Origin of the sequence: Gemmobacter fulvus (assembly GCF_018798885.1) — a bacterium.
Classification (GTDB): domain Bacteria; phylum Pseudomonadota; class Alphaproteobacteria; order Rhodobacterales; family Rhodobacteraceae; genus Gemmobacter; species Gemmobacter fulvus.
Genome location: NZ_CP076361.1, coordinates 2,394,021 through 2,415,389, shown reverse-complemented (window position 1 = coordinate 2,415,389; position 21,369 = coordinate 2,394,021). Strand labels below are relative to the sequence as shown.

Genomic DNA, 21,369 nt, shown 5'->3' with positions numbered 1-21,369 from the left:
ATGCGACTCAGTGGTCGCCCTGCGCTTCCATCAAGGCGCGCAGCAGTTTCTCTTCCGACATGTCGTCCTGTGCGGGGCGATCCACCATCTCGCCATTGCCCATGAGCATGGCCATCTGGTCTTCTTCCGGCTCATCGACTTCGATCTGGGTCTGATGGCTTTCGATCATCCGCTCGCGCAGCGAATCGGCGCTTTGGGTTTCTTCCGCAATCTCGCGCAGCGAGACGACGGGGTTCTTGTCATTGTCGCGGTCCACTGTCAGCGGGGAACCGGCAGCAATCTCGCGGGCACGATGGGCAGCAAGCATCACCAGCTCGAACCGGTTGGGGACCTTGTCAACGCAATCTTCGACCGTCACGCGGGCCATGGGGTACTCCGTTGTGGACTGGGGGCAGTGAACGGCCTCTTTAAGCCGCCGCAAGACACTTGACAAGACCGGAATCCACCGGGCAGTGCGGCATCACGCCAATGCGAGCTCTGCCAAAGCGGCGGCAGGCAACGCATCGCGCAGCGCACAGACGGTTTTGCCCAGCAGCGGATGCACCCAATCGCCCGCCACCTCGGCCAGCGGCACCAGCACAAAGGCGCGGTCCTGCATCCGCGGATGCGGCAGGATCAGGTGATCGGGCGCAAGCCGGGCCTGCTGATCGGCAGGCAGATCGCGCCAGGCCTGTTGGGTCGCGGCATCCGGCAGCACCAGCCCCCCCAGCGCAATCAGATCCAGATCCAGCGTGCGCATGCCCCAGCGGGTCGCGCGTTCGCGGCCAAACCGCGCCTCGATCCGGTGAAGCGCTGCCAGAACCTCCGCCGCCGACCGCCCGCCCGCGTCAATCACCGCCGCCCCGTTCACATAATCGGGACCAGCCCCTGTCGGAAAGCAGGGAGAGGCATATATTCTACTGACACGCAGAAGTGGAAACCCCTCCTCCACAAGGGCGGCGAGCGCTGCACGCAGGGTCTCTGCCGGGGGCATGTCGGCAAAAGGAAGATTGGCACCAAAAGCGACAAGCGCATGACTTGCAGTTGGGAGGGTCAATGATACTCTCTTAAGTATGGGTTGCGCGGTTTGCAGACTGATTGGTATCCAATCACGTTTCGCGCGTTTTTCTGAAGGCACGACCACCACTCACGCTCATGTTGGCCGCGAAGCATATTTGAGGGGAAAGACATATGTTTTACAAGGACGAACGGCTTGCGCTGTTCATAGACGGATCAAACCTTTACGCCGCCGCGAAGGCCCTGGGGTTTGACATCGACTACAAGCTGCTTCGACAGGAGTTCATGCGCCGGGGCAAACTGCTGCGCGCCTTCTACTATACCGCCCTACTGGAGAATGACGATTATTCGCCCATTCGCCCGCTGGTTGACTGGCTGCACTACAATGGCTTCACTATGGTCACCAAACCGGCCAAGGAATACACCGACAGTCAGGGCCGCCGCAAAGTCAAAGGCAATATGGACATCGAGCTGACGGTGAACGCCATGGAGCTGGCACCGCGCGTCGATCATATCGTGCTGTTTTCGGGCGATGGCGATTTCCGGCCGCTGGTGGAAAGCCTTCAGCGGCAGGGCGTGCGCGTGTCGGTGGTCTCCACCATCCGCAGCCAGCCGCCGATGATCGCCGATGAATTGCGCCGTCAAGCCGACAATTTCATCGAACTGGACGAACTGCGCGAAGTGATCGGCCGCCCGCCCCGCGAACCGCGTCTGGAACGCGAGGATCTGTCGGTCGACGTGAAATAAATGCGGTTCCGGGCGGCTGACGCCCTGACCAGACGCAGACCCAAGACAGGCGCGCAGATCGGCATCGGTGCGGGGATGGCACCATGCAGACCTGCGCGTCTGTGTTTTGCGAGTGCGGTGCGCGCATGATGCTGCCCGCCTCGCTGTTCGGCATGCTGGTGGCGGCATTTCTGGCCGCCACGCCGCTGCCCTTCCAATCCGAACCCGTCTTTGTCGGCCTGCAACTGGCAGGCAAAGTGCCGCTATGGCTGCTGATCGCCGTGGCGGGCCTTGGCAATACCGCCGGATCGGCGCTGACATGGGCCCTGGGGCGCGGCGCGCGGCGGCTGGAGGGGCGCTTTGCGCTGGCCGAGGCACAGCTGGCGCGGGCGGAACGCTGGTATCAGCGCTGGGGGCGCTGGACGCTGCTGCTCAGCTGGGCCCCTTTGGGCGATGTGATCTGCTTTGTCGCCGGGGCGCTGCGGGTGCCGATCTGGCAATTCGTGCTGATCGTCGGCTTTGCCAAGACCGCCCGTTACACCGTGCTGGCCGCGCTGACCGCAGGTGTGATCGCTTGGGGCTGGACCTGAGCCGCGCGAAGCCCTACCTGAACCCCATCCCAGCCCGAGGCCGCCATGACGACAAAACCCGCCCTGACCCTTTATCTCGCAGCGCCGCGCGGTTTCTGCGCGGGTGTGGATCGCGCCATCAAGATCGTGGAAATGGCGCTGACCAAATGGGGCGCGCCGGTCTATGTGCGCCACGAAATCGTTCACAACAAATATGTGGTCGACGGCCTCAAGGCGCTTGGCGCGGTCTTTGTCGAAGAGCTGGACGACGTGCCGGATGACCGCCCGGTGATCTTTTCGGCGCATGGCGTGCCCAAATCCATCCCGGCCGAAGCGGCGCGGCGCGAGATGATCTATGTCGATGCCACCTGCCCGCTGGTCAGCAAGGTGCATATCGAGGCAGAGCGCCATCACGAGGCCGGACTGCAAATGGTGATGATCGGCCATGCGGGCCATCCCGAGACCATCGGCACCATGGGGCAACTGCCAGCGGGTGAGGTCTTGCTGGTGGAAACGGTCGAGGATGTGGCGCAGGTCCGCCCGCGCGATCCGGCCAAACTCGCCTTCATCACCCAGACCACGCTGTCGGTGGATGATACCGCCGCGATTGTCGCCGCCCTTCAGGCGCGTTTCCCAGCAATCATCGGGCCGCACAAGGAAGACATCTGTTACGCCACCACCAACCGCCAGGCCTCGGTCAAGGCGATTGCGCCGAAGATCGACGCGCTGCTGGTGATCGGCGCGCCCAACAGCTCCAATTCCCGCCGTCTGGTCGAGGTGGGCCGGGCCGCAGGCTGCGCCTATGCGCAGCTGGTGCACCGCGCCACCGAAATCGACTGGCGCGCGCTGGAGGGCATCCGGAGCGTCGGCATCACCGCCGGGGCCTCGGCCCCCGAAGTGCTGGTGAACGAGGTGCTGGATGCGTTCCGCAGCCGCTATGACACCACGGTCGAACTGGTGGAAACCGCAAAAGAGCATGTTGAGTTCAAGGTGCCCCGCGTCCTGCGCGTGCAGGAATAGGAAACCCGCCGTCAGTCTTGGCTTGTCAGATACGACGCATCGCATAGGGTAAGACACCCAGCGGAGGTTTACCCATGTCGCCCGAATTCCTGTTGACCGCCTTTGTCGTCTGCATCGCGCCCGGTATCGGCGTGGTCTATACCCTGTCGATGACCCTGGGGGGCGGCTTTCGCGCCGGGATCTGGGCCTCGATCGGCTGCACCATTGCCACGGTGCTGCATCTGATCGTGGCGCTGGCGGGCCTTGCCGCCGTGCTGCACACCAGTGCCGTGCTGTTCCAGACCGTGAAATATGCCGGGGTCGCCTATCTGCTGTGGATGGCCTGGGCCGTGCTGAAGGCAAAGGGCGGCATGGATATCGCCCCTGCGGCCCCGGCCCCCATCGGGCGGATCGTGTGGCGCGGGGTGCTGCTGAATATCCTGAACCCGAAGCTGCCCCTGTTCTTCGTGGCCTTCCTGCCGCAATTCCTGCCGACGCAGGGCGCGACCCTCGGCCTGATGATCGAACTGGGCCTTGGCTTTTCTGCCATGACCTTTGTCACCTTCCTGCTCTATGCCGTGCTGGCCGCCACAGGCCGCCGGGCACTGCTGGGCAGCCCTTCGGTAATGGCATGGCTGCGCCGCGCCTTTGCCGCCTCCTTTGCCGGGCTGGGCGCGAAACTGGCGATGGAACGCGCCGCCTGATCCGGGCCGCGCTGGCATCCCCGCGCCGGGCAGGCTATGGCACACGCTAGGACGTTGAGCACAGAGGACAGCCATGCCAGACCTTTACGCCTATACCGATGGTGCCTGTTCCGGCAATCCCGGCCCCGGTGGCTGGGGTGTGCTGATGCTGGCCCGCGAAGGGGCTGTGGTGGTGAAGGAGCGCACGCTGAACGGGGGCGAGCCGGACACGACCAACAACCGGATGGAGCTGATGGCCGCGATTTCGGCGCTTGAGGCGCTGACCAAAACCTCGGCCATCACCATCGTCACCGACAGTGCCTATGTCAAAAACGGCATCACCGAATGGATGGCCGGATGGAAGCGCAAGGGCTGGCGCACCGCTGGTGGCCCGCCGGTCAAGAATGTCGATCTGTGGCAACGGCTGGATGCGGCACAGGCCCGCCATCAGGTGACGTGGAAATGGATCAAGGGCCATGCGGGCCATGCCGAGAATGAACGCGCCGACGAGCTGGCCCGCGCAGGCATGGCGCCGTTCAAACCGAAAAAGGCCCCGGCAGCATGACCCTGCTGTCGGCCCTTGATTACGTCTCGGTCGCGGTTTTTGCTCTGACGGGGGCGCTGGTTGCCAGCCGGGCGCAGCTGGACATCGTGGGCTTCATCTTCATCGCCTGCCTGACGGCGGTGGGCGGCGGCACGCTGCGCGATGTGCTGATCAACCGCGAGCCGGTGTTCTGGGTCGGCAATCCGGCCATCCTCGCCGTGGCCTCGGCTGCCGCCATTCTGGTGTTTTTTGCCGCACACCGGCTGGAAAGCCGGTTTCGCGCGCTGCTCTGGCTGGATGCCTGTGCGCTGGCGATTGCGGTGCCAGCCGGGGTGGGGGTGGCGATGGGGGCCGGGCTGGGCTGGCCGGTGGTGCTGGTAATGGGCATGATCACCGGCTGCATGGGCGGCCTGATGCGCGACGTGGTGTGCAACGAGGTGCCACTGGTGCTGCGGCAGGGCGAGCTTTACGTCACCGCAGCCTTTGCCGGGGCCGCCGCCGCCGTGCTGCTGGCCGGGCTGGGGCGTGATGTCGCCCTGCTGGCCTGTGCCGGGGTGACCTTTACCCTGCGCGCCGGATCGCTGGGCTTTGGCTGGCGGCTGCCGGTCTATCACCCCCGCCCGCCGCGCGACGGGCTGAACCGCTGATTCTGTGCAAAGCCCTCTTTTCATAACCTTTTATTCACTTATGATAGCGCCATGGCCCGCAAGAAACTCATTCCCGACACGGCTGTTTTTGCCGAAATCCGGCACCTGATGGCACAGGGCGGCGAAAAGGCGGTGTCCTTCTCCACCATCTCGCAGGCCACGGGCCTGGCCGCCGCGACGCTGGTGCAACGGTTCGGCTCGCGCGATGCCATGCTGCGTGCGGCCCTCGCCGCAGCCTGGGATGCGCTGGAGGCCACCACGACCCAGGCCGAAGGCGATGCCGCGCTGAACGCCAAAGGGGCGCAGGCCCTGCTCAAGGCGCTGGGGGCGGATGCGCCGGAAACCTCGGATCTGACGCTGCTGGCGGCGGATTTCCGCGATCCCGTGCTGCGCGCCCGTGCCGAAACCTGGCGCGCGCAGGTGGAAACCGCGCTGGCGCTGCGGCTGGGCGGCGGCGCAAAGGGGCGCGAGACAGCGGCGCTGCTGTTCGCGGCCTGGCAGGGGCAGATGCTGTGGCAGATGGCAGGCGGCAAGGGCTTTCGCCTGAAAGACGCGGTAAAGCGCCTCAGCGACTGATATAGGTCTTCCAGATCCAGATCAGCGCCATCGCCCCCAGCACCGCGCCGATGAACATCAGCCCCGATCCGGCAAGCTTGGCGATCAGCCGCAGCACGAACCACGACACCGCCGCCCCGGCCATGCCCAGGGCGATGGTGGTCGGCACATCGGTCTGCACCCGCATGAACCGGGTGGCAAGGAAGCCCGCTGCGGCCCCCACAATCAGGATCAACAGAAACAATGACATCACGGGCCCTTTCGCGGTTCTGTTGCAGAGTGACCCAAGCCCTGCCGCCTGTCCATGGCCCGCAGATCAGACCAGACGGTCGGGCAGGGTAAAGCCGCGCAAAAACGCATCGGGGGCCATAGGTTTCTTGCCTTCGCGCTGCGCCAGCGTCACCGCCACCGCGCCACTGCCACAGGCCACGGTCAGCCCATGCAGCACCTGCCCCGGCGCGCCCTGCCCCTCGGCCAGATGCGAGCCGAGCAGCTTCACCCGCTCGCCACCAATCTGGCACCAGGCCCCCGGAAAGGGCGAGAGGCCCCGGATCAGACGATCCACCTCGGTGGCGGGCCGGGTCCAATCCACCTGCGCTTCGGATTTGTCGATCTTGCTGGCATAGGTCACGCCCTCTGCCGCCTGCACCTCCGGGTGCAGGTCCGGCAGCTGCGCCAGTGCGGTGCCGATCAGCCGCGCGCCCATGCCGCTCAGCCGGTCATGCAGCTGCCCGGTCGTCTCGTCCGCGCCGATCGCCACGGCCTCGCGCAGCAGTACCGGGCCGGTGTCCAGCCCGGCCTCCATCTGCATGATGCAGATGCCGGTTTCCGCATCCCCGGCCATGATGGCCCGATGGATCGGCGCAGCCCCGCGCCAACGCGGCAACAGGCTCGCATGGATGTTCAGGCAGCCATGGCGCGGCGCATCCAGTACCGGCTGCGGCAGGATCAGCCCATAGGCGACCACCACCGCCACATCCGCCCCAAGCGCCGCAAACTCGGCCTGCGCCTCGGCGCTTTTCAGGCTGACCGGATGACGCACCGGCAGGCCCAAGCCTTCCGCCCGCGCCTGCACCGGCGACGGGCGGTCTTTCTTGCCCCGCCCCGCCGGGCGCGGTGGCTGGCTATAGACACAGACCACCTCGTGATCCCGCGCCAGCGCCTCCAGCACCGGCACCGAAAACTCGGGCGTGCCCATGAACACAACCTTCATGCCCGGCCCCGCAGCTTTTCGGCCTTGGCAATCAGCATCTTGCGTTTCAACGGTTTCAGATGGTCAAAATACAGGCAGCCATTCAGATGGTCGATCTGATGCTGCACAGAGGTGGCCCAGAGGTTCACAAAATCGCGGTCCTCCATCTCCCCTTCGGCATTCAGAAACCGCACCGTCACCGCACGCGGCCGGGCGATTACCGCCGACACGCCGGGCAGATTGGGGCTGGCCTCTTCATGCTCGCGGAACTGGCCGCTGGCAAACAACACCTCGGGATTGGCCATCAGCACGGCACGGCCCCGCTCGTCCGAGCAATCGACCACTGCCAACCGCAGCATCACGCCGATCTGTGGCGCGCCCAGCCCATAGCCGGGCATCGCATCCATGGTGTCGACCATATCGGCCCAGATCGCGCGCACCTCGTCGGTGATCGCGTCCACGGGGGCTGCGGGGGTTTGCAGGCGTTTGTCCGGCCAGGGCAGGCAGCGGCGGACGGTCACAGGTAATACTGCTTTTCGGCTATGGCCCGCGCCTCGGGCGCAAGGCGGTTCAGGGTCATGATCCCGTCAAGGTGATCGAATTCATGCTGGGCGCAGATCGCGGCAAAACCGTGCAGCAGTTCTTCCCGCTCGGCCCCGTCCAGCCCGGTATAGCGCAGGCGGATGGCGGTCGCGCGGCTGATCTGCGGGATGATGCCGGGCAGCGACAGGCAGCCCTCCGGCCCTTCGATGCGGGTGTCATCCATCCACAGGATATCGGGGTTGATGACCACTTTCGGGGCGCGCGGCCCGTCTTTCCAATCGGTATCCATCACGAACAGCCGCAGCATCGCGCCAACCTGTGGCCCGGCCAGCCCGCGCCCCGGTGCCGCATACATGGTCTCCAGCATATCCGCAGCAAGCTGCGCCACCTCGGGCGTGATCTCGGCCACCTCGGCGCAGCGGCGGCTGAGCCGCCGGTCAGGCCAGGTCAGAATGGGCAGGATCGCCATCAGGCCTGCCGCGCCCGTTCACGTTTCAGCTTTTCCATCCGCCGCGTGATCATCTGCCGCTTGAGCGGCCCCAGAAAATCAATGAACAGCTTGCCGTTCAGATGGTCGATCTCGTGCTGCACGCAGGTGGCCCAGAGGCCCGAGAACTGCTCTTCCTGCAGCTTGCCATCCAGCCCCAGCCAGCGCACCTGCACTTCGGCCGGGCGCTCCACCTCGGCATATTGATCCGGGATCGACAGACAGCCTTCCTCATAGGTCGACAGGTCTTCAGAGGACCAGATGATTTCCGGGTTGAACATCACCAGAGGCCGGGGTGCATGGCCCGGCTCTTTTTCGCAATCCAGCACGATCAGGCGGCGGGTCACGCCGATCTGCGGCGCGGCCAGACCGATGCCCGGCGCGTCATACATGGTGTCCAGCATATCCTCGGCCAGCTTGCCCAGTTCGGGCGTGACAGCGGCAATCGGCTCGCAGAGCTTCTTGAGGCGGGGATCGGGGTGGATGAGGATCGGGCGTATCATGTGCCTGATTTACGCAAACTGCGCCTTTCCTGCAATGCCCGCGCGCAGGGTGGGAGAGCGTCACAGACCGCTGCGGCGAATTTTCTGCGTCTGGGATAAAATCTCTTATCTATATCAATTTCTGCGAAAAAATCTCACCATGTCACATACAACCAGAGATTTCAGGCAGTTGCAGCGCGGGATGTGGAAAATTTCGACCATTCCCCTATCCTGCCGGGCATCCCTTGCAGCCGCCTGCCACCGCGTTAGGCTGTGTGTGACCATAAGGAACCAAACCATGACCATCGCGCATCCCATTCCGCAGATCAGCCCCACCTGCTTTGACGAGGTGATCCAACGCCACGGCACGCATTGCGTGAAATGGGACATGATGGAAAAGCTTTACGGCGTGCCCGCCCAGACCGGCATCGCCATGTGGGTTGCGGATATGGAATTCCGGCCCCCGGCCTGTGTGCAACAGGCGGTCGAGGGCATGGCCGCGCATGGCGTCTATGGCTATTACGGCGACGATGCAGAGTATCTGGCGGCGATCCGCTGGTGGATGGCCAATCGCCACGATTGGGAGGTGCCCGCCGAGGCGATTTTCACCACGCACGGTCTGGTCAACGGCACGGCGATGTGCGTCGACAGCTTCACCCAGCCCGGCGATGCGGTGGTGCTGATGACGCCCGTGTATCACGCCTTCGCGCGCGTCATCAAAGCAGCCGGGCGCGATGTGATCGAATGCAAGCTGCGCAATGATGCCGGGCGCTACATGCTCGACATTTCGGGGTGGGATGAACAGATCACCCCGCGCACCCGCATGATGATTCTGTGCTCTCCGCACAATCCCGGCGGTCGGGTCTGGTCGCGCGACGAGCTGCGCGCCATTGCCGATTTCTGCAAACGCCACGACCTGATCCTCGTGTCGGACGAGATCCACCATGATCTGGTGTTTCCGGGGCAGCACCATACCGTCATGCCGCTGGCGGCACCGGATGTGGTCGACCGGCTGGTGATGATGACGGCGACGACAAAGACCTTCAACATCGCAGGCAGCCATTCCGGCAATGTGATCATCCTCGATCCCGCGCTGCGCGCCCGCTTTGCCGCCCGGATGAACGCCATGGGCATCTCGGCCAATTCCTTTGGCCTGTTCATGGCGACGGCGGCCTATTCGGCGGAAGGGGCGGCCTGGGTCGATGCGCTGATGACCTACCTGGAAGGCAATCGCCGCCTGTTCGATGACGGGGTGAATGCCATTCCGGGCCTGCGCTCCATGCCGCTGGAGGCCACCTATCTGGCATGGGTCGATTTTGCCGATACCGGCATGGATTCCGCCGATGTCATCGCGCGTGTGCAGACCGATGCGCAGATCGTGGCCAATCATGGGGCCACCTTCGGCGCGGGCGGCGAAAGCTTCCTGCGCTTCAACCTCGCGGCCCCGCGCGCGCAGGTGATCGACGCGGTGGCGCGGCTGCAAAAGGCCTTTGCCGATCTGCAATGACCTGGCTGGCGCGGATCTTTTCTGTGTTGACCCTGCTCGCGCTTCTGGGAGCGGCAGGGGCGCTGATCTGGCTGCGACCGGCGCCGCCCCCGCGCCCAGACATCGCGCTGACTGGCCAGATCGACCGCATCCTGATCGAGAAATCTGCCCGCCGCCTGACCGTGTTCCGCGAAGGTCAGGCGGTGAAGACCTATCGCATCGCGCTGGGGTTTGCGCCCGAAGGCGACAAGCAGCGACAGGGTGATGGCCGCACGCCCGAAGGGCTGTTTCGCATCGACCGCCGCAATGCGGCCAGCGCCTATCACCTGTCGCTGGGCCTGAACTATCCGCAAGCCGATGACATCGCGCGCGCCCGTGCCGGGGGCTATGATCCGGGCGGCGATATCTTCCTGCACGGCCAGCCCAATGTCCTGCCCGCGCAGAGCCTGTTGCGGCATGACTGGACGGCAGGCTGCATCGCGCTCGGCAATGCCGAGATTGCGGAGCTTTGGGCCGCAACCCCTTTGGGCACCGAAGTGGAAATCCGTCCCTAGTGTTTGGGCAGATAGGCCACCGGCGCGTTTTCATCGCGCCAGAAATCCAGCGGGGCCGTTTCGCTGACCACGGTCGCGCGTTTGAATTCGCAGACAAGCCGCCCGTTTTCCACCCGGGTGGCCACGATCAGGCCTTGCAGGATATGCCGTGCGCCATCGAACACATCGACCAGCCCGCGCAGACGGGGTGTGCGCTCGGCATCCAGCACGATCACCTCGGTCGTCAGATGCAGCACCGGAAACACCGCCTCGCCCAGTTGCACCCGCAACCGGCTGCGCCGTGCCTTGCGCACCATCGCGAGGTCCAGCCCCTCGCGCAGCTCCTTGGGCAGAAATTCCAGCATCTTCGCCTCCCGTCCTCCGAAAACAAGTGTCTGCCACATCATGTTAAAATCAAGGTAACAGCCGACAGAATCCGTCCAAATCCGCCATTGCCGCACAAAGCCCGGACCGGCGTTGCGGGAAAGCCGCAGCAGGGGCCGAATCGCCGGGCGCGGCGGGCTGTTGCCTTCCCTGTGCAAATCGGCAATCTCTGACCCAAAGCACGAGGGCAGGATGCAGACGGAACAGACCCCCGATCATGGTGGCGGTATCGACGCCGCAGCGGCGCGCTTTGGCGGCCACCGCGCCGACTGGATCGACCTGTCGACCGGCATCAACCCCGAACCCTATCCCTTGCCCGCCTTTCTGCCGCAGGATTGGACCGCCCTGCCCGATCAGGCCGCCCATGCGGCGTTGATCACCGCCGCCCGGCGCTGCTGGTCGGTGCCCGAAGGGGCTGCGGTTCTGCCCACGCCCGGAGCCTCGGCTCCGATTGCGCTGATCCCGCAGCTTGTGCCTGCGACGTGTGTGCGTATCCCCGCCCCCACCTATAACGAACATGCCCGCGCCTTTCGCGCCGCAGGCTGGGCGCTGACCGATGGCCCTGCCGATGCGCAGGTGCGGGTGCATCCCAACAACCCGGATGGCCGGTTCTGGGATGGCGGATCGCAGGCCGCGCTGACGGTGATCGACGAAAGCTTTTGCGACATCGCGCCAGATCGCAGCCTGATCGCCCGCGCGGCAGACCCCGGAACCATCGTGCTGAAAAGCTTTGGCAAGTTCTGGGGGCTGGCCGGGCTGCGCCTGGGCTTTGCCATCGGGGATCCCGCATTGATCGCGCAAATGGCGACGCGGCTTGGCCCCTGGCCGGTGTCTGGCCCGGCGCTGCGGGTTGGCGCTGCGGCGCTGGCCGATCCGGCTTGGGCTGCCGACACCCGCGCCCGGCTTGACCGGGATGCCGCCCGGCTTGACGCGCTGATGCCCGCCCCGGCGGTGGGCGGCACATCGCTGTTCCGCCTGTATGACGTGGGCGTGGCGGCAGACTGGCAGCACCACCTCGCCCGCCACCGGATCTGGAGCCGGATCTTTCCCTATTCAACCCGCTGGCTGCGCCTTGGCCTGCCCCCCGCCAGCGGCTGGGCGCGGCTGGGGCGCGCGATCTCAGAGGCACGGGCATGAGCGCCGCGCTGCTGATCCCCGCCATGCTGCTCGATGCGGCCCTGGGCGAGCCAAAGCTGCTGTGGAGCCGCTATCCGCACCCCGCCGTGCTGATGGGCCGCGCCGTCGGCTGGGCTGACACACGGCTGAACCATGGCCCCGCGCGCCGCCTGAAAGGGGTGGCCGCCATGGCAGGGCTGGGCGGGGCGGCGCTGCTGCTGGGATGGCTGATCCATCTGATCCCGGATTGCGGCGTGCTGGAGATTGTCACCGTGGCCGTGCTGCTGGCGCAGCGCAGCCTTGTCGATCATGTGCGCGTGGTGGGCGACGGGCTGCGCATGTCGATCACCGAGGGTCGCCGCATGGTGGCGCGCATCGTCGGGCGCGACACCGCCGCGATGGATGGCCCCGCCGTCACCCGCGCCGCCATCGAAAGCGCGGCCGAGAACCTGTCGGATGGCGTGATTGCGCCGCTGCTGTGGTATCTGATCGGCGGGCTGCCGGGCCTGTTGCTCTACAAGATCACCAATACCGCCGACAGCATGATCGGCCACCGCACCCCGCGCCATGAGCAGTTCGGCTGGGCGGCGGCACGGTTCGATGATCTGCTGAACCTGATCCCGGCCCGGCTGACCGCGCTGCTGATCCTGCTCAGCCATGGCCGGTTTGACGCCGCGCGCATCCTCCTGCGCGATGCGCCGCTGCACCGTTCGCCCAATGCGGGCTGGCCCGAGGCGGCGATGGCGGTGGTTCTGGGCATCAGCCTGTCCGGGCCGCGCAGCTACAATGGCGAGATGCGCGATTTCCCCTGGGTTTACCCCGAAGGCCAGCGCAGCCCCGGCCCGGCGCAGATCGACGCCGCCTGCACGGCGCTGTGGCGGGCCTGGGGGCTGATGCTGTGTCTGACCTGTCTGATGGTGCTGTTTTGACCCCGATCACCCTGCCCGAGCTGATGGCGGCCCTGCCGCATGTGCTGGCTACACCCAAGGATGCCGCGCCGATCCTGCAACTGTGCTTTCGCCCGGGCTATGGCGAGCGCGACTTTCGGGAGGCCATCACGTTAACGCGCCGCGATGGCATCCCCGGCGAACGCTTCGGCACCGCGCCCTGGGTCCGGCTGGCCGATGGGTCGGGCGATCCGCGTATTCAGGTGTCCATCCTGCCCCTGCGGGTGATGGATCTGGTCTGGCGCGACCGTATCGGCACCCCGCATCCGGGCGATACCATTGTGGCCGATCTGGACATGACCGAGGAAAATCTGCCCGTCGGCACGCTGTTGCAGGCGGGCACCGCTGTTCTGCGCGTCAGCGACCTGTTCAACGATGCCTGTGTGAAATGGAAGGTGCGCTATGGGGCCGATGCAAAGGCCTGGGTCACGCTGCCCGGCCACCCGGCCTTGCGGCTGCGCGGCATTCTGTGTTCGGTCGAACAGGATGGCGAGATGCGGCTTGGCGACCGGCTGAGCCGGATCACCGGCTGACCCCGCATCCTCTGAGCCTCACATGCCTTCCCAGGGCCGCCGCTGCCGCCGCCACCGGATAAAATGCGCCTCGGCCTCGCCCGCCAGCGCCGCCCAGCGCGGCAGCACCTCGGGGCCGGGATAGGCCATCACCAGCTGCGCCTCGCCCTGCACCATCTGCATCCGGGCGCTGCCCATCGCCGCGTTCCACGCGGCCAGCGCAGCGGCCGGGGGCGAGATGTTCCAGGGCAGGACCAGACGCCAGCCAGCCGCGCCCTCTTCGGCGCGAAACTCGGGGGCTTGCGGGGCGACACGCGCATAGATCACCCCACCCTCGGCCTCGACGCCACAAAACCCGGCGGCGCGCAGCGCCTCTGCCACGTCCTGCGGGGTCATGCCACCAGCGCCTCGGCTTTTTTCAGATCCACGCTCACCAATTGGCTGACCCCCTGTTCCACCATGGTCACCCCGAACAGCCGGTCCATGCGCGCCATGGTCACGGCGTGGTGCGTGATGATGAGAAAGCGCGTCTCGGTGCGCCGCGTCATCTCGTCCAGCAGGTCACAGAAGCGCGTCACATTGGCATCGTCCAGCGGCGCATCCACCTCGTCCAGCACGCAGATCGGCGCAGGATTGGCGAGGAAGACGGCAAAGATCAGCGCCAGCGCGGTCAAGGTCTGTTCGCCGCCCGACAAAAGCGACAGCACGGCCAGCTTCTTGCCCGGCGGCTGGCACATGATCTCCAGCCCCGCCTCCAGCGGATCATCGCTTTCCACCAGCACCAGCCGCGCCTCGCCGCCGCCGAACAGATGGGTGAACAGCGTGGCGAAAGAGCCGTTGACCTGTTCAAACGCCGTCAGCAACCGCTCGCGCCCCTCGCGGTTCAGGCCCTGAATCCCGCCGCGCAGCTTTTTGATCGCCTCCTCCAGATCCAGCTTTTCCTGTTTCAGCGTGTCATGTTCCACCTGCACCGCCTTGGCGTCTTCTTCGGCCCGCAGGTTCACCGCGCCCAAGGCCTCGCGCTGGCGTTTCAGGCGGTTCACATCGGCATCCAGCTGATCCGCCGCGGGCATCCGGTCAGGGTCGGCGGCAAGCGTGTCGAGCAGTTGCGCAGGCGACAGCTCCATATCCTCGCGGATACGCTCGGCGGCATAGGCCACGGTTTCGCGCGCGGCATCGGCCCGCGCATCGGCCCGCGCCCGGCCTTCGCGCGCCTCGCCCGCCGCGCGTTCGGCCTCGCGTTCGGCGGCCTGCGCCTCGCGCAAGGCGGTTTCGGCCAAGGCCAGCGCATCTGCGGCCCGGCGGCGGCGCTGCTCTGCCGCGTCGATCGCCTCGCCCAGCTCTTCGCGCTTGATGGCGATTTCTTCGGGCGCGGCAGAGGCTTCCAGCAGTTCCTCCTCGGCCTCGGCCTTGCGTTCGGCCAGTTCGGCACTGCGCTTTTCCGCCGTCTCCAGCCGATGCCGCCAGCCCGAGATTTCCTTGGTGACCTCTTGCCGCCGCCGTACCCGGGCCTCGCCCTCGCGGCGCAGTTCGTCCTGCGCCGAGCGGCGCGACATCATGGTGATGCGCGCGGCCTCCACCGCAATGCGCAGCGCCTCGATCCCGGCCCGCGCCGCCTCCAGATCGCCCAGACCTTCGGCCCCGGCCTCCGCCTCGGCCAGCCGCGCCCGCGCCGCCATCGCCTCATCCTCAAACCGTGTCACCGCCAGACGCGCGGCCTCCAGCTTGCCGCCCGCAATCGAGCGGTCGGCCTCGGCCCGGGCCAGTGCCCGGCCCACCTCGGTCACGCGGGCATCTGCCGCGCGCCGGGCATCGCGCGCCATCTGATCGGCGCGCGCCAGATCGGACAAGCGTGCCTGCAAGGCCTCATGCGCCTGCCGCGCGCCTTCGGACCGCGCCGCCACATCCTCCAGATCGCGTTTCAACTGCACAAGGCGGTTCAGCTGCCGCAGGCGCAGCGCCGCCGCCGAGGGCGCGTCTTCGGCCCCGGCGCGGAACCCGTCCCAGCGCCACAGATCGCCCGCAAGGCTGACCAGCCGCTGCCCCGGCTGCAAGTCCACCTGCAAGCGGGCGGCCTGCGCCGGATCCACCAGACCGATCTGGCCGATCCTGCGCCGCAGCACCTCCGGCACCCCGACATGCGCGGCCAGTGGCGTCACGCCTTCGGGCAGCGGTTGTTCGCTGGCATAGTCCGGCAGCACGGCCCAACCCGATCCGCCTTCGGCCCCCAGCTCCGGCGCGCGCAGATCATCGGCCAGCGCCGCACCCAGTGCCGCTTCATAGCCCGGTTCCACCTGAACCCGGTCCAGCAATTGCACGCCCGCCGCCGTTTCCCGCTCCACCAGACGGGTCAGCGCCGCCACTTCGGCGCGCAGCGCATTGGCCTCGCCCTCGGCCGCCGAACGCGCCGCCCGCGCATCCGCCTCGCGCCCCTGCACTTCGGCGCGGGCTTCTTCGGCATTGGCCAGCGCCTCTTCGGCGGCCTCGGCCATGCCGATGGCCTCTTCCTGCGCCATGCCCGCCGCGTCCTGCGCCTCGGCGGCGCTGTCCAGCGCCTCCTGTGCAGCCAGAACCGCCTCTGCGGCGCGCGCGGCCTCGGTTTCGGCGCGGTTCACTGTGGCGCGGGTATCCGACAGCAGCCGCTGCGCCGATTGATGCCGCGCCGCCAGCCGGGCCACATCCTCGGTCCGCTCGGACAGCGCGCCTTCGCGCTCTGACAGGATCGCCGCCGCCTCGCGCGCGGTGTCCTGCGCCTCGACCAGCCGGTCCTCATGGCCGTCATGCGCCTTGACCAGCGCCTCCTGCTCCCATTCCAGCCGCCCGATGGTCTCGCCCGCGTCGCGGTTCAGGCCCGCTTCACGCTCCAGATCCCGCGCCAGTTGGGCGATGCGGCCATGCAGCGTGTCGATCACCTGCCGCGCCCGCGCCTCCTGATCGTTCAGGGCATCGCGCTGCACCACAAGGCGCTGCAACACGGCCCCGGCAATCGCCTCTTCCTCGCGTTTGGGGGGCAGCGCATCCTCGGCTGCCATCCGCGCCTTGCCCGCCGCCCGCGCGGCCTGTTCGGCCTGACCGGCCGCAACCAGACGGCTGCGCAGCGCCTCTTCGGCCTCCAGCCTGGCCTGATCGGCCTCGCGCCAGCGCCGATACAGCAACATACCTTCGGCGCGGCGCAGCTCTTCCCCGATCTCGCGATAACGCGCCGCCTGCCGGGCCTGCCGGGCCAGCGTGGCCAACTGGCTGGCCAGCTGTTCCACCACGTCATCAATCCGGGCCAGATTCTGCTCGGTCGCCGCCAGCCGCAGCTCGGCCTCATGCCGCCGCTGATAGAGGCCCGAGATCCCGGCGGCCTCTTCCAGAATCCGCCGCCGTGCCTTGGGCTTGGCGTTGATCAGTTCGGAAATCTGCCCCTGCCGCACCAGCGCCGGGCTATGCGCGCCGGTCGAGGCATCGGCAAACAGCATCTGGATATCACGCGCGCGCACATCTTTCTGATTGGCCTTGTAGGCCGATCCGGCATCGCGGGTGATGCGGCGCACAATCTCGATCTGGTCCTGATCATTGAAGCCTGACGGTGCCAGCCGGTCGGCATTGTCCAGCACCAGCGCCACTTCGGCAAAATGGCGGGCGGGCCGGGTGGCAGCCCCGGCAAAGATCACATCCTCCATGCCTCCGCCACGCATGGCTGTGGGGCGGTTTTCGCCCATCACCCAGCGCAGCGCCTCCAGCAGGTTCGATTTGCCACAGCCATTCGGCCCGACAACGCCGGTCAACCCATCATGGATCACCAGATCCGTGGGGTCCACGAAGCTTTTGAAGCCATTCAGGCGCAGGCGTGTGAACCGCAAGGGAATCTCCGCAAAAGGGCGGCTATCGTCGGGCTTGGGCGCAGCGCTGTCAACCGCTGGCCCCTGCATCTGGCGGCTCTGGCCTAGCTTATCCCCAACAGCTTGCCTGTGGCACACGGATTGACGCCGCCATGGCCGCGCGCGACACTCCGGGGATGATGCCCGAACCCTACCCCTTTCTGCCCGATCAGGATCCGGCCCCGGTGCTGGCGCTGATCCGGGATGCCTTCGCCTATATGCAGGGGCGGATCGACCCACCCTCGTCGATGGAGCGGCTGACCGAGGATGACATCCGCACACAGGCCCGGCAGGGCGAGGTCTGGCTGATCGGGCAGCCGCTTCAGGCCTGCGTGTTTTTCATCCGCAAGCCCGATGCGCTCTATATCGGCAAACTTGCCACCGATGCCGCGCACCGCCGCAAAGGCCTTTCCAGACGCCTGATCGCCCTGGCCGAAAGCCGTGCCCGCGCCATGGGCCTGACCGCGCTGGAGCTGCAATCGCGGATCGAGCTGCTGGAAAACCATGCCGCCTTCACCGCGATGGGCTTTGTGAAAACCGCCGAGACCGCGCATCCGGGTTACGACCGCCCGACCATCTTCACCTTCCGCAAGGCGCTTGCCTGAACGGGCCTTGCGGCACAATGCGGCCACCAATCGCGGCTTTCCAATCCCCGGCCTTTGTCGCAGGCTGGCGCGGATCACCATTGTGGAGCCGCCCATGATCCCTGCCCTTCTGACCCTGCTTCTGGCCCAGCTTGCAGGCGAGGCCCTGACCCGCGCCACTGGCGCAGCCCTGCCCGGCCCGGTGGCGGGCATGTTGCTGCTGATTGCCGCCTTTGCGCTGTTCCCCAGTCTGGTGGAGGTGGTGCGCCCGCTGGCACAGGGGATCCTTGGCAATCTGTCGCTGCTGTTCGTACCCGCAGGCACCGGCGTGATCGGCCACCTCGACAAGATCGCAGCGCAGGGCGCGCCGCTGCTTCTGGCGCTGGTCGGCTCCACCGTGCTGGCCATCGCCGCCGGGGCGCTGGCCTTCGCCGCCGTGGCGCGACTGATGGGAACGGAGCCGGAGCTATGACCGATTTCACCGAGATCTGGAGTTATCTTGCCGAAGGCCCGCTGCTGTGGCTGACTGCCACGCTGCTGGCCTATGCCTTGGGCGATGCGGCGTTTCGGGCGTCGGGGCGCAAGCCCTATGTCAATGCGGTGCTGATTGCAGTGCTGCTGCTGGCCAGCCTGCTGTGGTTGACCGGCACGCCCTATGCCACCTATTTTGAAGGCGCGCAGTTCGTGCACTTCCTGCTGGGTCCGGCCACGGTCGCCCTTGCCCTGCCGCTGTGGGACAATCTGGGCCATGTGCGCCGCGCCGCGCTGCCGCTGCTGGCGGCCTTGCTGGCGGGATCGCTGACCGCCGTGGGATCGGCGCTGGCCATCGCCTCGGCGCTGGGGATCGAGGGCGAGGTGCTGGCCTCGCTCGCGCCCAAATCCGCCACGGCCCCGGTGGCGCTGGGAATTTCGGCACAGCTGGGCGGCTCACCCACGCTGACCGCCGTGCTGGTGATCCTGACCGGCATCATCGGCGCGATCTGCACCACGCCGCTGCTGAATGCGCTGCGCATCCGCGACTGGCGTGCGCGGGGCTTTGCCACCGGCGTCGCCGCGCATGGCATCGGCACCGCCCGCGCCTTTCAGGTGCATCCGACCGCCGGGGCCTTTGCGGGCCTCGGCATGGGGTTGAATGCGGTGCTGACGGCGTTTCTGGCACCGCTGGTGCTGTCGCTGTTCCGCTGATCCGGGGCGCGATCAGTAGGTGCCGGAAATAGTGCCCAGCACCTCGCGCAGCGCATCTTCCACCGGGTCGCCGGTCCGTTGCGCGCCTGGGGCCGGTTGCTGCCCGCCCTGCGGAAGCGGGGCTTGCTGTTCCGCAGGCACCCCCGCAACCCCACCCGACGAGGCCTGCGCCCCAGCCGAGGCCACCGGAGGCGTGCGCGCTTCGGGCACGATCATCGGCAAGGGCTGCGACGGCACGCCCTTGTGGATGCGCGCCATCACCTCATGCCAGATCTCGGCAGGCAAGCCCGCGCCTGTCACACCGCTCAGCGGTTTGTTGTCATCATAACCCATCCAGACACCCACCACATAATGCGCCGAAAAGCCGATGAACCAAGCATCGCGCGCCGCATTGGTGGTGCCGGTCTTGCCCGCCACCGGATGATCGGCCAGCCGCGCCCGCCCGCCGGTGCCGCGCTCCACCACCTGCGTCAGCATATAGGTCAGCAATTGTGCGGCGTTCTGGCTGATCACCCGCTCGCCAATACCGCCGCCCTGCCCGAACAGCTCGCCTTCTTCGCCCTGAAGCTTCAGCTCCACCAGCCCATAGGGTTTCACCGACGAGCCGCCGTTCAGGATGCCCGCATAGGCCCCGGTCATTTCCAGCAGCGTACTTTCGCTGGCCCCCAGCGCCAATGCAGGCCCGGCAGCCAGATCGCTTTTCACCCCGAATTGCGAGGCGACGGTGCGCACGACATCGCGCCCCACCGCCTCGGACACGCGCACCGCCGGAATGTTGCGGCTTTCCGCCAGCGCCTGCGTCAGCGTGATCAGGCCCTTGAACTTCTTGTCATAGTTTTCGGGCGTCCAGGGGCCGGACCCCTTGATATTGATGGTGAGCGGCGTGTCTTCCACAAAATCTGCCGGGCTGTAACCCAGATCCAGCGCCGCGGCATAGACGAAGGGCTTGAACACCGAGCCGGTCTGGCGCAGGGCCTGCGTCGCCCGGTTAAAGCTGCCGGCCGCCGCGATCTTCCGCCCGCCGACCATGGCGCGCACCGCGCCATCCGCGCTCATCACCACGATGGCGGCCTGCGCATTGCTGCCTTCCTTCACCTTGGTGTCGAACACATAGGCCAGCGCCTCTTCGGCCTGCCGCTGCATCTTCTGATCCAGCGTGGTGCGGATGATCACATCCTCGGTAGTTTCCTTGGTCAGGAAGGTCGGACCGCTTTCCATCACCCAATCGGCAAAGAACCCGCCCGCATTCTTGGCGGCGGCTTCGGACAGCTCGGCGGGTTTGGCGCGGGCGGCATCGGCCTCGGCGGCGGTCAGGAAGCCCTGATCCTCCATCAGGCTGATGATCACATTCGCCCGGTCCTGCGCGCGTTTCAGGTTGTTGGTCGGCGCATAACGCGACGGCGCTTTCAGCAGCCCCGCCAGCATCGCGGCTTCGGCCGGGCCAACCTGATTGGCCGATTTGCCGAAATAACGCTGCGCCGCCGCCTCGAACCCGCGCGCACCGGCGCCCAGATAGGCGCGGTTGAAATAGATCGTCAGGATTTCAGCCTTGGAATATTTCCATTCCATCGCGATGGAGAATGGAATTTCCTTCACCTTCCGCCAGACGCCCCCGCCCCGGCAATCCTCTTCATATTCCGCTTCGGATTTCCATTTCGACGCATCATAGGCCACGCCCAGACACAGCAATTTCGCCACCTGCTGCGTGATGGTCGAACCGCCATTGCCCTCCAGCGGGCCGCGCCCCTCGCTCAGGTTGATGCGGATGGCGCTGGCGATGCCGCGCGGGCTGATGCCGAAATGCTGGTAATAGCGCTTGTCCTCGGTGGCCACCACCGCGTTGCGCAGATGGTCCGACACTGTGTCCGAGGTGATCATGCCGCCGAACGTCTCGCCCCGCCAAGCATAGACCTGGCCATCGCGGTCCAGCATGGTCACAGAGCCACGGGCGCGCGCATCCACCAAATCCGACACGGGCGGCAGTTGCTGCTGAAAATAGAAGGCCGCGCCGAACACCACCAGCGCCAGCAGCGCCGTCACGCGCCAGCCGATCCCCCAGACCACCCGCCAGATCAGCGACACCAGCCCAAGGATCAGGCCCATGATCAGGCCGTGGCGGCGCGGCGGGCGCGCAGAGCTTTTGCGCGGCGCCGGTTTCTGTGCCGGGGCGGGTTTGCGCGGTGGCGTGCTGCCGCCTTTGCCCCCCGACCCGCCGGAATACCGACGATCCGCCACCAGAGGCGCATTCTTTTTGCCCGATCCGCTCATGCCCGATACGCCCATGTTCTGGTCATTCTTATGACGGAATCTTACCCCGGCGCGTCGCGATTGTG

26 protein-coding genes are annotated in these 21,369 nt (G+C 66.6%); 15 read left to right on the top strand and 11 right to left on the bottom strand.

Annotated features, from left to right (window positions below; all coding sequences use genetic code 11):
- Positions 1–7 precede the first annotated feature (7 nt).
- Both rpoZ and folK read right to left on the bottom strand, forming a co-directional pair.
- Entirely contained in the window at positions 8–367 is a 360-nt protein-coding gene (rpoZ, locus tag KM031_RS11635) for a DNA-directed RNA polymerase subunit omega (protein WP_215504743.1), read from the bottom strand.
- Positions 368–460: 93 nt separating this feature from the next.
- On the bottom strand, positions 461–1,117 hold the full coding sequence (gene folK / locus KM031_RS11630) for a 2-amino-4-hydroxy-6-hydroxymethyldihydropteridine diphosphokinase (RefSeq protein ID WP_307742831.1): 657 nt from the start codon (positions 1,115–1,117) through the stop codon (positions 461–463).
- Positions 1,118–1,170: 53 nt separating this feature from the next.
- Between folK and KM031_RS11625 the strand changes: the two genes are divergently transcribed.
- From KM031_RS11625 to KM031_RS11595, 7 genes are all read left to right on the top strand, one after another.
- Positions 1,171–1,743, top strand: a complete 573-nt coding sequence (locus tag KM031_RS11625; RefSeq protein ID WP_215504745.1) for a LabA-like NYN domain-containing protein — start codon at positions 1,171–1,173, stop codon at positions 1,741–1,743.
- 125 nt (positions 1,744–1,868) lie between these two features.
- Positions 1,869–2,312 carry a YqaA family protein gene (locus tag KM031_RS11620; protein WP_215504746.1) on the top strand — a complete coding sequence of 148 codons (444 nt, stop codon included), beginning with the start codon at positions 1,869–1,871 and terminating at the stop codon, positions 2,310–2,312.
- A gap of 45 nt (positions 2,313–2,357) precedes the next feature.
- Positions 2,358–3,311: a 4-hydroxy-3-methylbut-2-enyl diphosphate reductase gene (gene ispH, locus KM031_RS11615; RefSeq protein WP_215504747.1), complete on the top strand. Its 954-nt coding sequence runs from the start codon at positions 2,358–2,360 to the stop codon at positions 3,309–3,311.
- 74 nt (positions 3,312–3,385) lie between these two features.
- A complete protein-coding gene (locus KM031_RS11610; RefSeq protein ID WP_215504748.1) occupies positions 3,386–3,994 on the top strand; it encodes a LysE family translocator in 609 nt (202 codons plus the stop codon).
- 73 nt (positions 3,995–4,067) lie between these two features.
- Positions 4,068–4,538 carry a ribonuclease HI gene (gene rnhA / locus KM031_RS11605; RefSeq protein WP_215504749.1) on the top strand — a complete coding sequence of 157 codons (471 nt, stop codon included), beginning with the start codon at positions 4,068–4,070 and terminating at the stop codon, positions 4,536–4,538.
- A complete protein-coding gene (locus tag KM031_RS11600; protein WP_215504750.1) occupies positions 4,535–5,164 on the top strand; it encodes a trimeric intracellular cation channel family protein in 630 nt (209 codons plus the stop codon). The genes rnhA and KM031_RS11600 overlap by 4 nt, the downstream gene beginning before the upstream one ends.
- Positions 5,165–5,215: 51 nt before the next feature.
- Positions 5,216–5,740, top strand: coding sequence for a TetR family transcriptional regulator (locus KM031_RS11595; RefSeq protein ID WP_215504751.1), 525 nt, complete (start codon positions 5,216–5,218; stop codon positions 5,738–5,740).
- Here KM031_RS11595 and KM031_RS11590 read toward each other — a convergent pair.
- The 5 genes from KM031_RS11590 to def (KM031_RS11570) all read right to left on the bottom strand — a co-directional run bounded on the left by KM031_RS11590 (position 5,730) and on the right by def (KM031_RS11570) (position 8,444).
- On the bottom strand, positions 5,730–5,969 hold the full coding sequence (locus KM031_RS11590; RefSeq protein ID WP_215504752.1) for a GlsB/YeaQ/YmgE family stress response membrane protein: 240 nt from the start codon (positions 5,967–5,969) through the stop codon (positions 5,730–5,732). The two genes, KM031_RS11595 and KM031_RS11590, sit on opposite strands and share 11 nt — an antisense overlap.
- Positions 5,970–6,035: 66 nt before the next feature.
- Complete coding sequence (gene fmt / locus KM031_RS11585; protein ID WP_215504753.1) at positions 6,036–6,932, bottom strand: methionyl-tRNA formyltransferase; 897 nt, start codon at positions 6,930–6,932, stop codon at positions 6,036–6,038.
- Positions 6,929–7,432, bottom strand: a complete 504-nt coding sequence (gene def, locus KM031_RS11580; RefSeq protein WP_215504754.1) for a peptide deformylase — start codon at positions 7,430–7,432, stop codon at positions 6,929–6,931. Before def (KM031_RS11580) ends, fmt begins: the two co-directional genes overlap by 4 nt.
- Entirely contained in the window at positions 7,429–7,923 is a 495-nt protein-coding gene (gene def, locus KM031_RS11575; RefSeq protein WP_215504755.1) for a peptide deformylase, read from the bottom strand. Before def (KM031_RS11575) ends, def (KM031_RS11580) begins: the two co-directional genes overlap by 4 nt.
- On the bottom strand, positions 7,923–8,444 hold the full coding sequence (gene def, locus KM031_RS11570) for a peptide deformylase (RefSeq protein WP_215504756.1): 522 nt from the start codon (positions 8,442–8,444) through the stop codon (positions 7,923–7,925). Before def (KM031_RS11570) ends, def (KM031_RS11575) begins: the two co-directional genes overlap by 1 nt.
- Positions 8,445–8,721: 277 nt before the next feature.
- Here def (KM031_RS11570) and KM031_RS11565 point away from each other — a divergent pair, with 277 nt between their 5' ends.
- Positions 8,722–9,930: a MalY/PatB family protein gene (locus tag KM031_RS11565; RefSeq protein WP_215504757.1), complete on the top strand. Its 1,209-nt coding sequence runs from the start codon at positions 8,722–8,724 to the stop codon at positions 9,928–9,930.
- 23 nt (positions 9,931–9,953) lie between these two features.
- Positions 9,954–10,463 carry a L,D-transpeptidase family protein gene (locus tag KM031_RS11560; RefSeq protein ID WP_307742825.1) on the top strand — a complete coding sequence of 170 codons (510 nt, stop codon included), beginning with the start codon at positions 9,954–9,956 and terminating at the stop codon, positions 10,461–10,463.
- Here KM031_RS11560 and KM031_RS11555 read toward each other — a convergent pair.
- Positions 10,460–10,807 carry a hypothetical protein gene (locus KM031_RS11555; protein WP_215504759.1) on the bottom strand — a complete coding sequence of 116 codons (348 nt, stop codon included), beginning with the start codon at positions 10,805–10,807 and terminating at the stop codon, positions 10,460–10,462. The two genes, KM031_RS11560 and KM031_RS11555, sit on opposite strands and share 4 nt — an antisense overlap.
- A gap of 211 nt (positions 10,808–11,018) precedes the next feature.
- Between KM031_RS11555 and KM031_RS11550 the strand changes: the two genes are divergently transcribed.
- The 3 genes from KM031_RS11550 to KM031_RS11540 are packed head-to-tail and all read left to right on the top strand — an operon-like array spanning position 11,019 to position 13,422.
- Positions 11,019–11,963, top strand: coding sequence for a threonine-phosphate decarboxylase (locus tag KM031_RS11550; protein WP_215504760.1), 945 nt, complete (start codon positions 11,019–11,021; stop codon positions 11,961–11,963).
- The gene (gene cbiB / locus KM031_RS11545; protein ID WP_215504761.1) at positions 11,960–12,871 is read left to right on the top strand and encodes an adenosylcobinamide-phosphate synthase CbiB; all 912 of its coding nucleotides are present in this window, start codon (positions 11,960–11,962) and stop codon (positions 12,869–12,871) included. The genes KM031_RS11550 and cbiB overlap by 4 nt, the downstream gene beginning before the upstream one ends.
- 23 nt (positions 12,872–12,894) lie before the next feature.
- Positions 12,895–13,422, top strand: a complete 528-nt coding sequence (locus KM031_RS11540) for a hypothetical protein (RefSeq protein WP_215505001.1) — start codon at positions 12,895–12,897, stop codon at positions 13,420–13,422.
- A gap of 18 nt (positions 13,423–13,440) precedes the next feature.
- Here the strand turns inward: KM031_RS11540 and KM031_RS11535 are convergent, their stop codons facing one another.
- Positions 13,441–13,797, bottom strand: a complete 357-nt coding sequence (locus tag KM031_RS11535) for a hypothetical protein (protein WP_215504762.1) — start codon at positions 13,795–13,797, stop codon at positions 13,441–13,443.
- The gene (locus KM031_RS11530) at positions 13,794–17,249 is read right to left on the bottom strand and encodes a chromosome segregation SMC family protein (RefSeq protein ID WP_215504763.1); all 3,456 of its coding nucleotides are present in this window, start codon (positions 17,247–17,249) and stop codon (positions 13,794–13,796) included. Before KM031_RS11530 ends, KM031_RS11535 begins: the two co-directional genes overlap by 4 nt.
- A 131-nt stretch (positions 17,250–17,380) precedes the next feature.
- On the opposite strand from KM031_RS11530, the gene KM031_RS11525 reads away from it, so the two are divergent.
- From KM031_RS11525 to KM031_RS11515, 3 genes are all read left to right on the top strand, one after another.
- A complete protein-coding gene (locus KM031_RS11525) occupies positions 17,381–17,872 on the top strand; it encodes a GNAT family N-acetyltransferase (protein WP_371878992.1) in 492 nt (163 codons plus the stop codon).
- A gap of 94 nt (positions 17,873–17,966) precedes the next feature.
- Positions 17,967–18,323: a CidA/LrgA family protein gene (locus tag KM031_RS11520; RefSeq protein WP_215504764.1), complete on the top strand. Its 357-nt coding sequence runs from the start codon at positions 17,967–17,969 to the stop codon at positions 18,321–18,323.
- Positions 18,320–19,036 (top strand): LrgB family protein, encoded by a 717-nt coding sequence (locus tag KM031_RS11515; protein ID WP_215504765.1) that lies wholly within the window; start codon positions 18,320–18,322, stop codon positions 19,034–19,036. Before KM031_RS11520 ends, KM031_RS11515 begins: the two co-directional genes overlap by 4 nt.
- A gap of 12 nt (positions 19,037–19,048) precedes the next feature.
- Here the strand turns inward: KM031_RS11515 and KM031_RS11510 are convergent, their stop codons facing one another.
- On the bottom strand, positions 19,049–21,304 hold the full coding sequence (locus tag KM031_RS11510) for a transglycosylase domain-containing protein (RefSeq protein WP_215505003.1): 2,256 nt from the start codon (positions 21,302–21,304) through the stop codon (positions 19,049–19,051).
- Positions 21,305–21,369 lie beyond the last annotated feature (65 nt).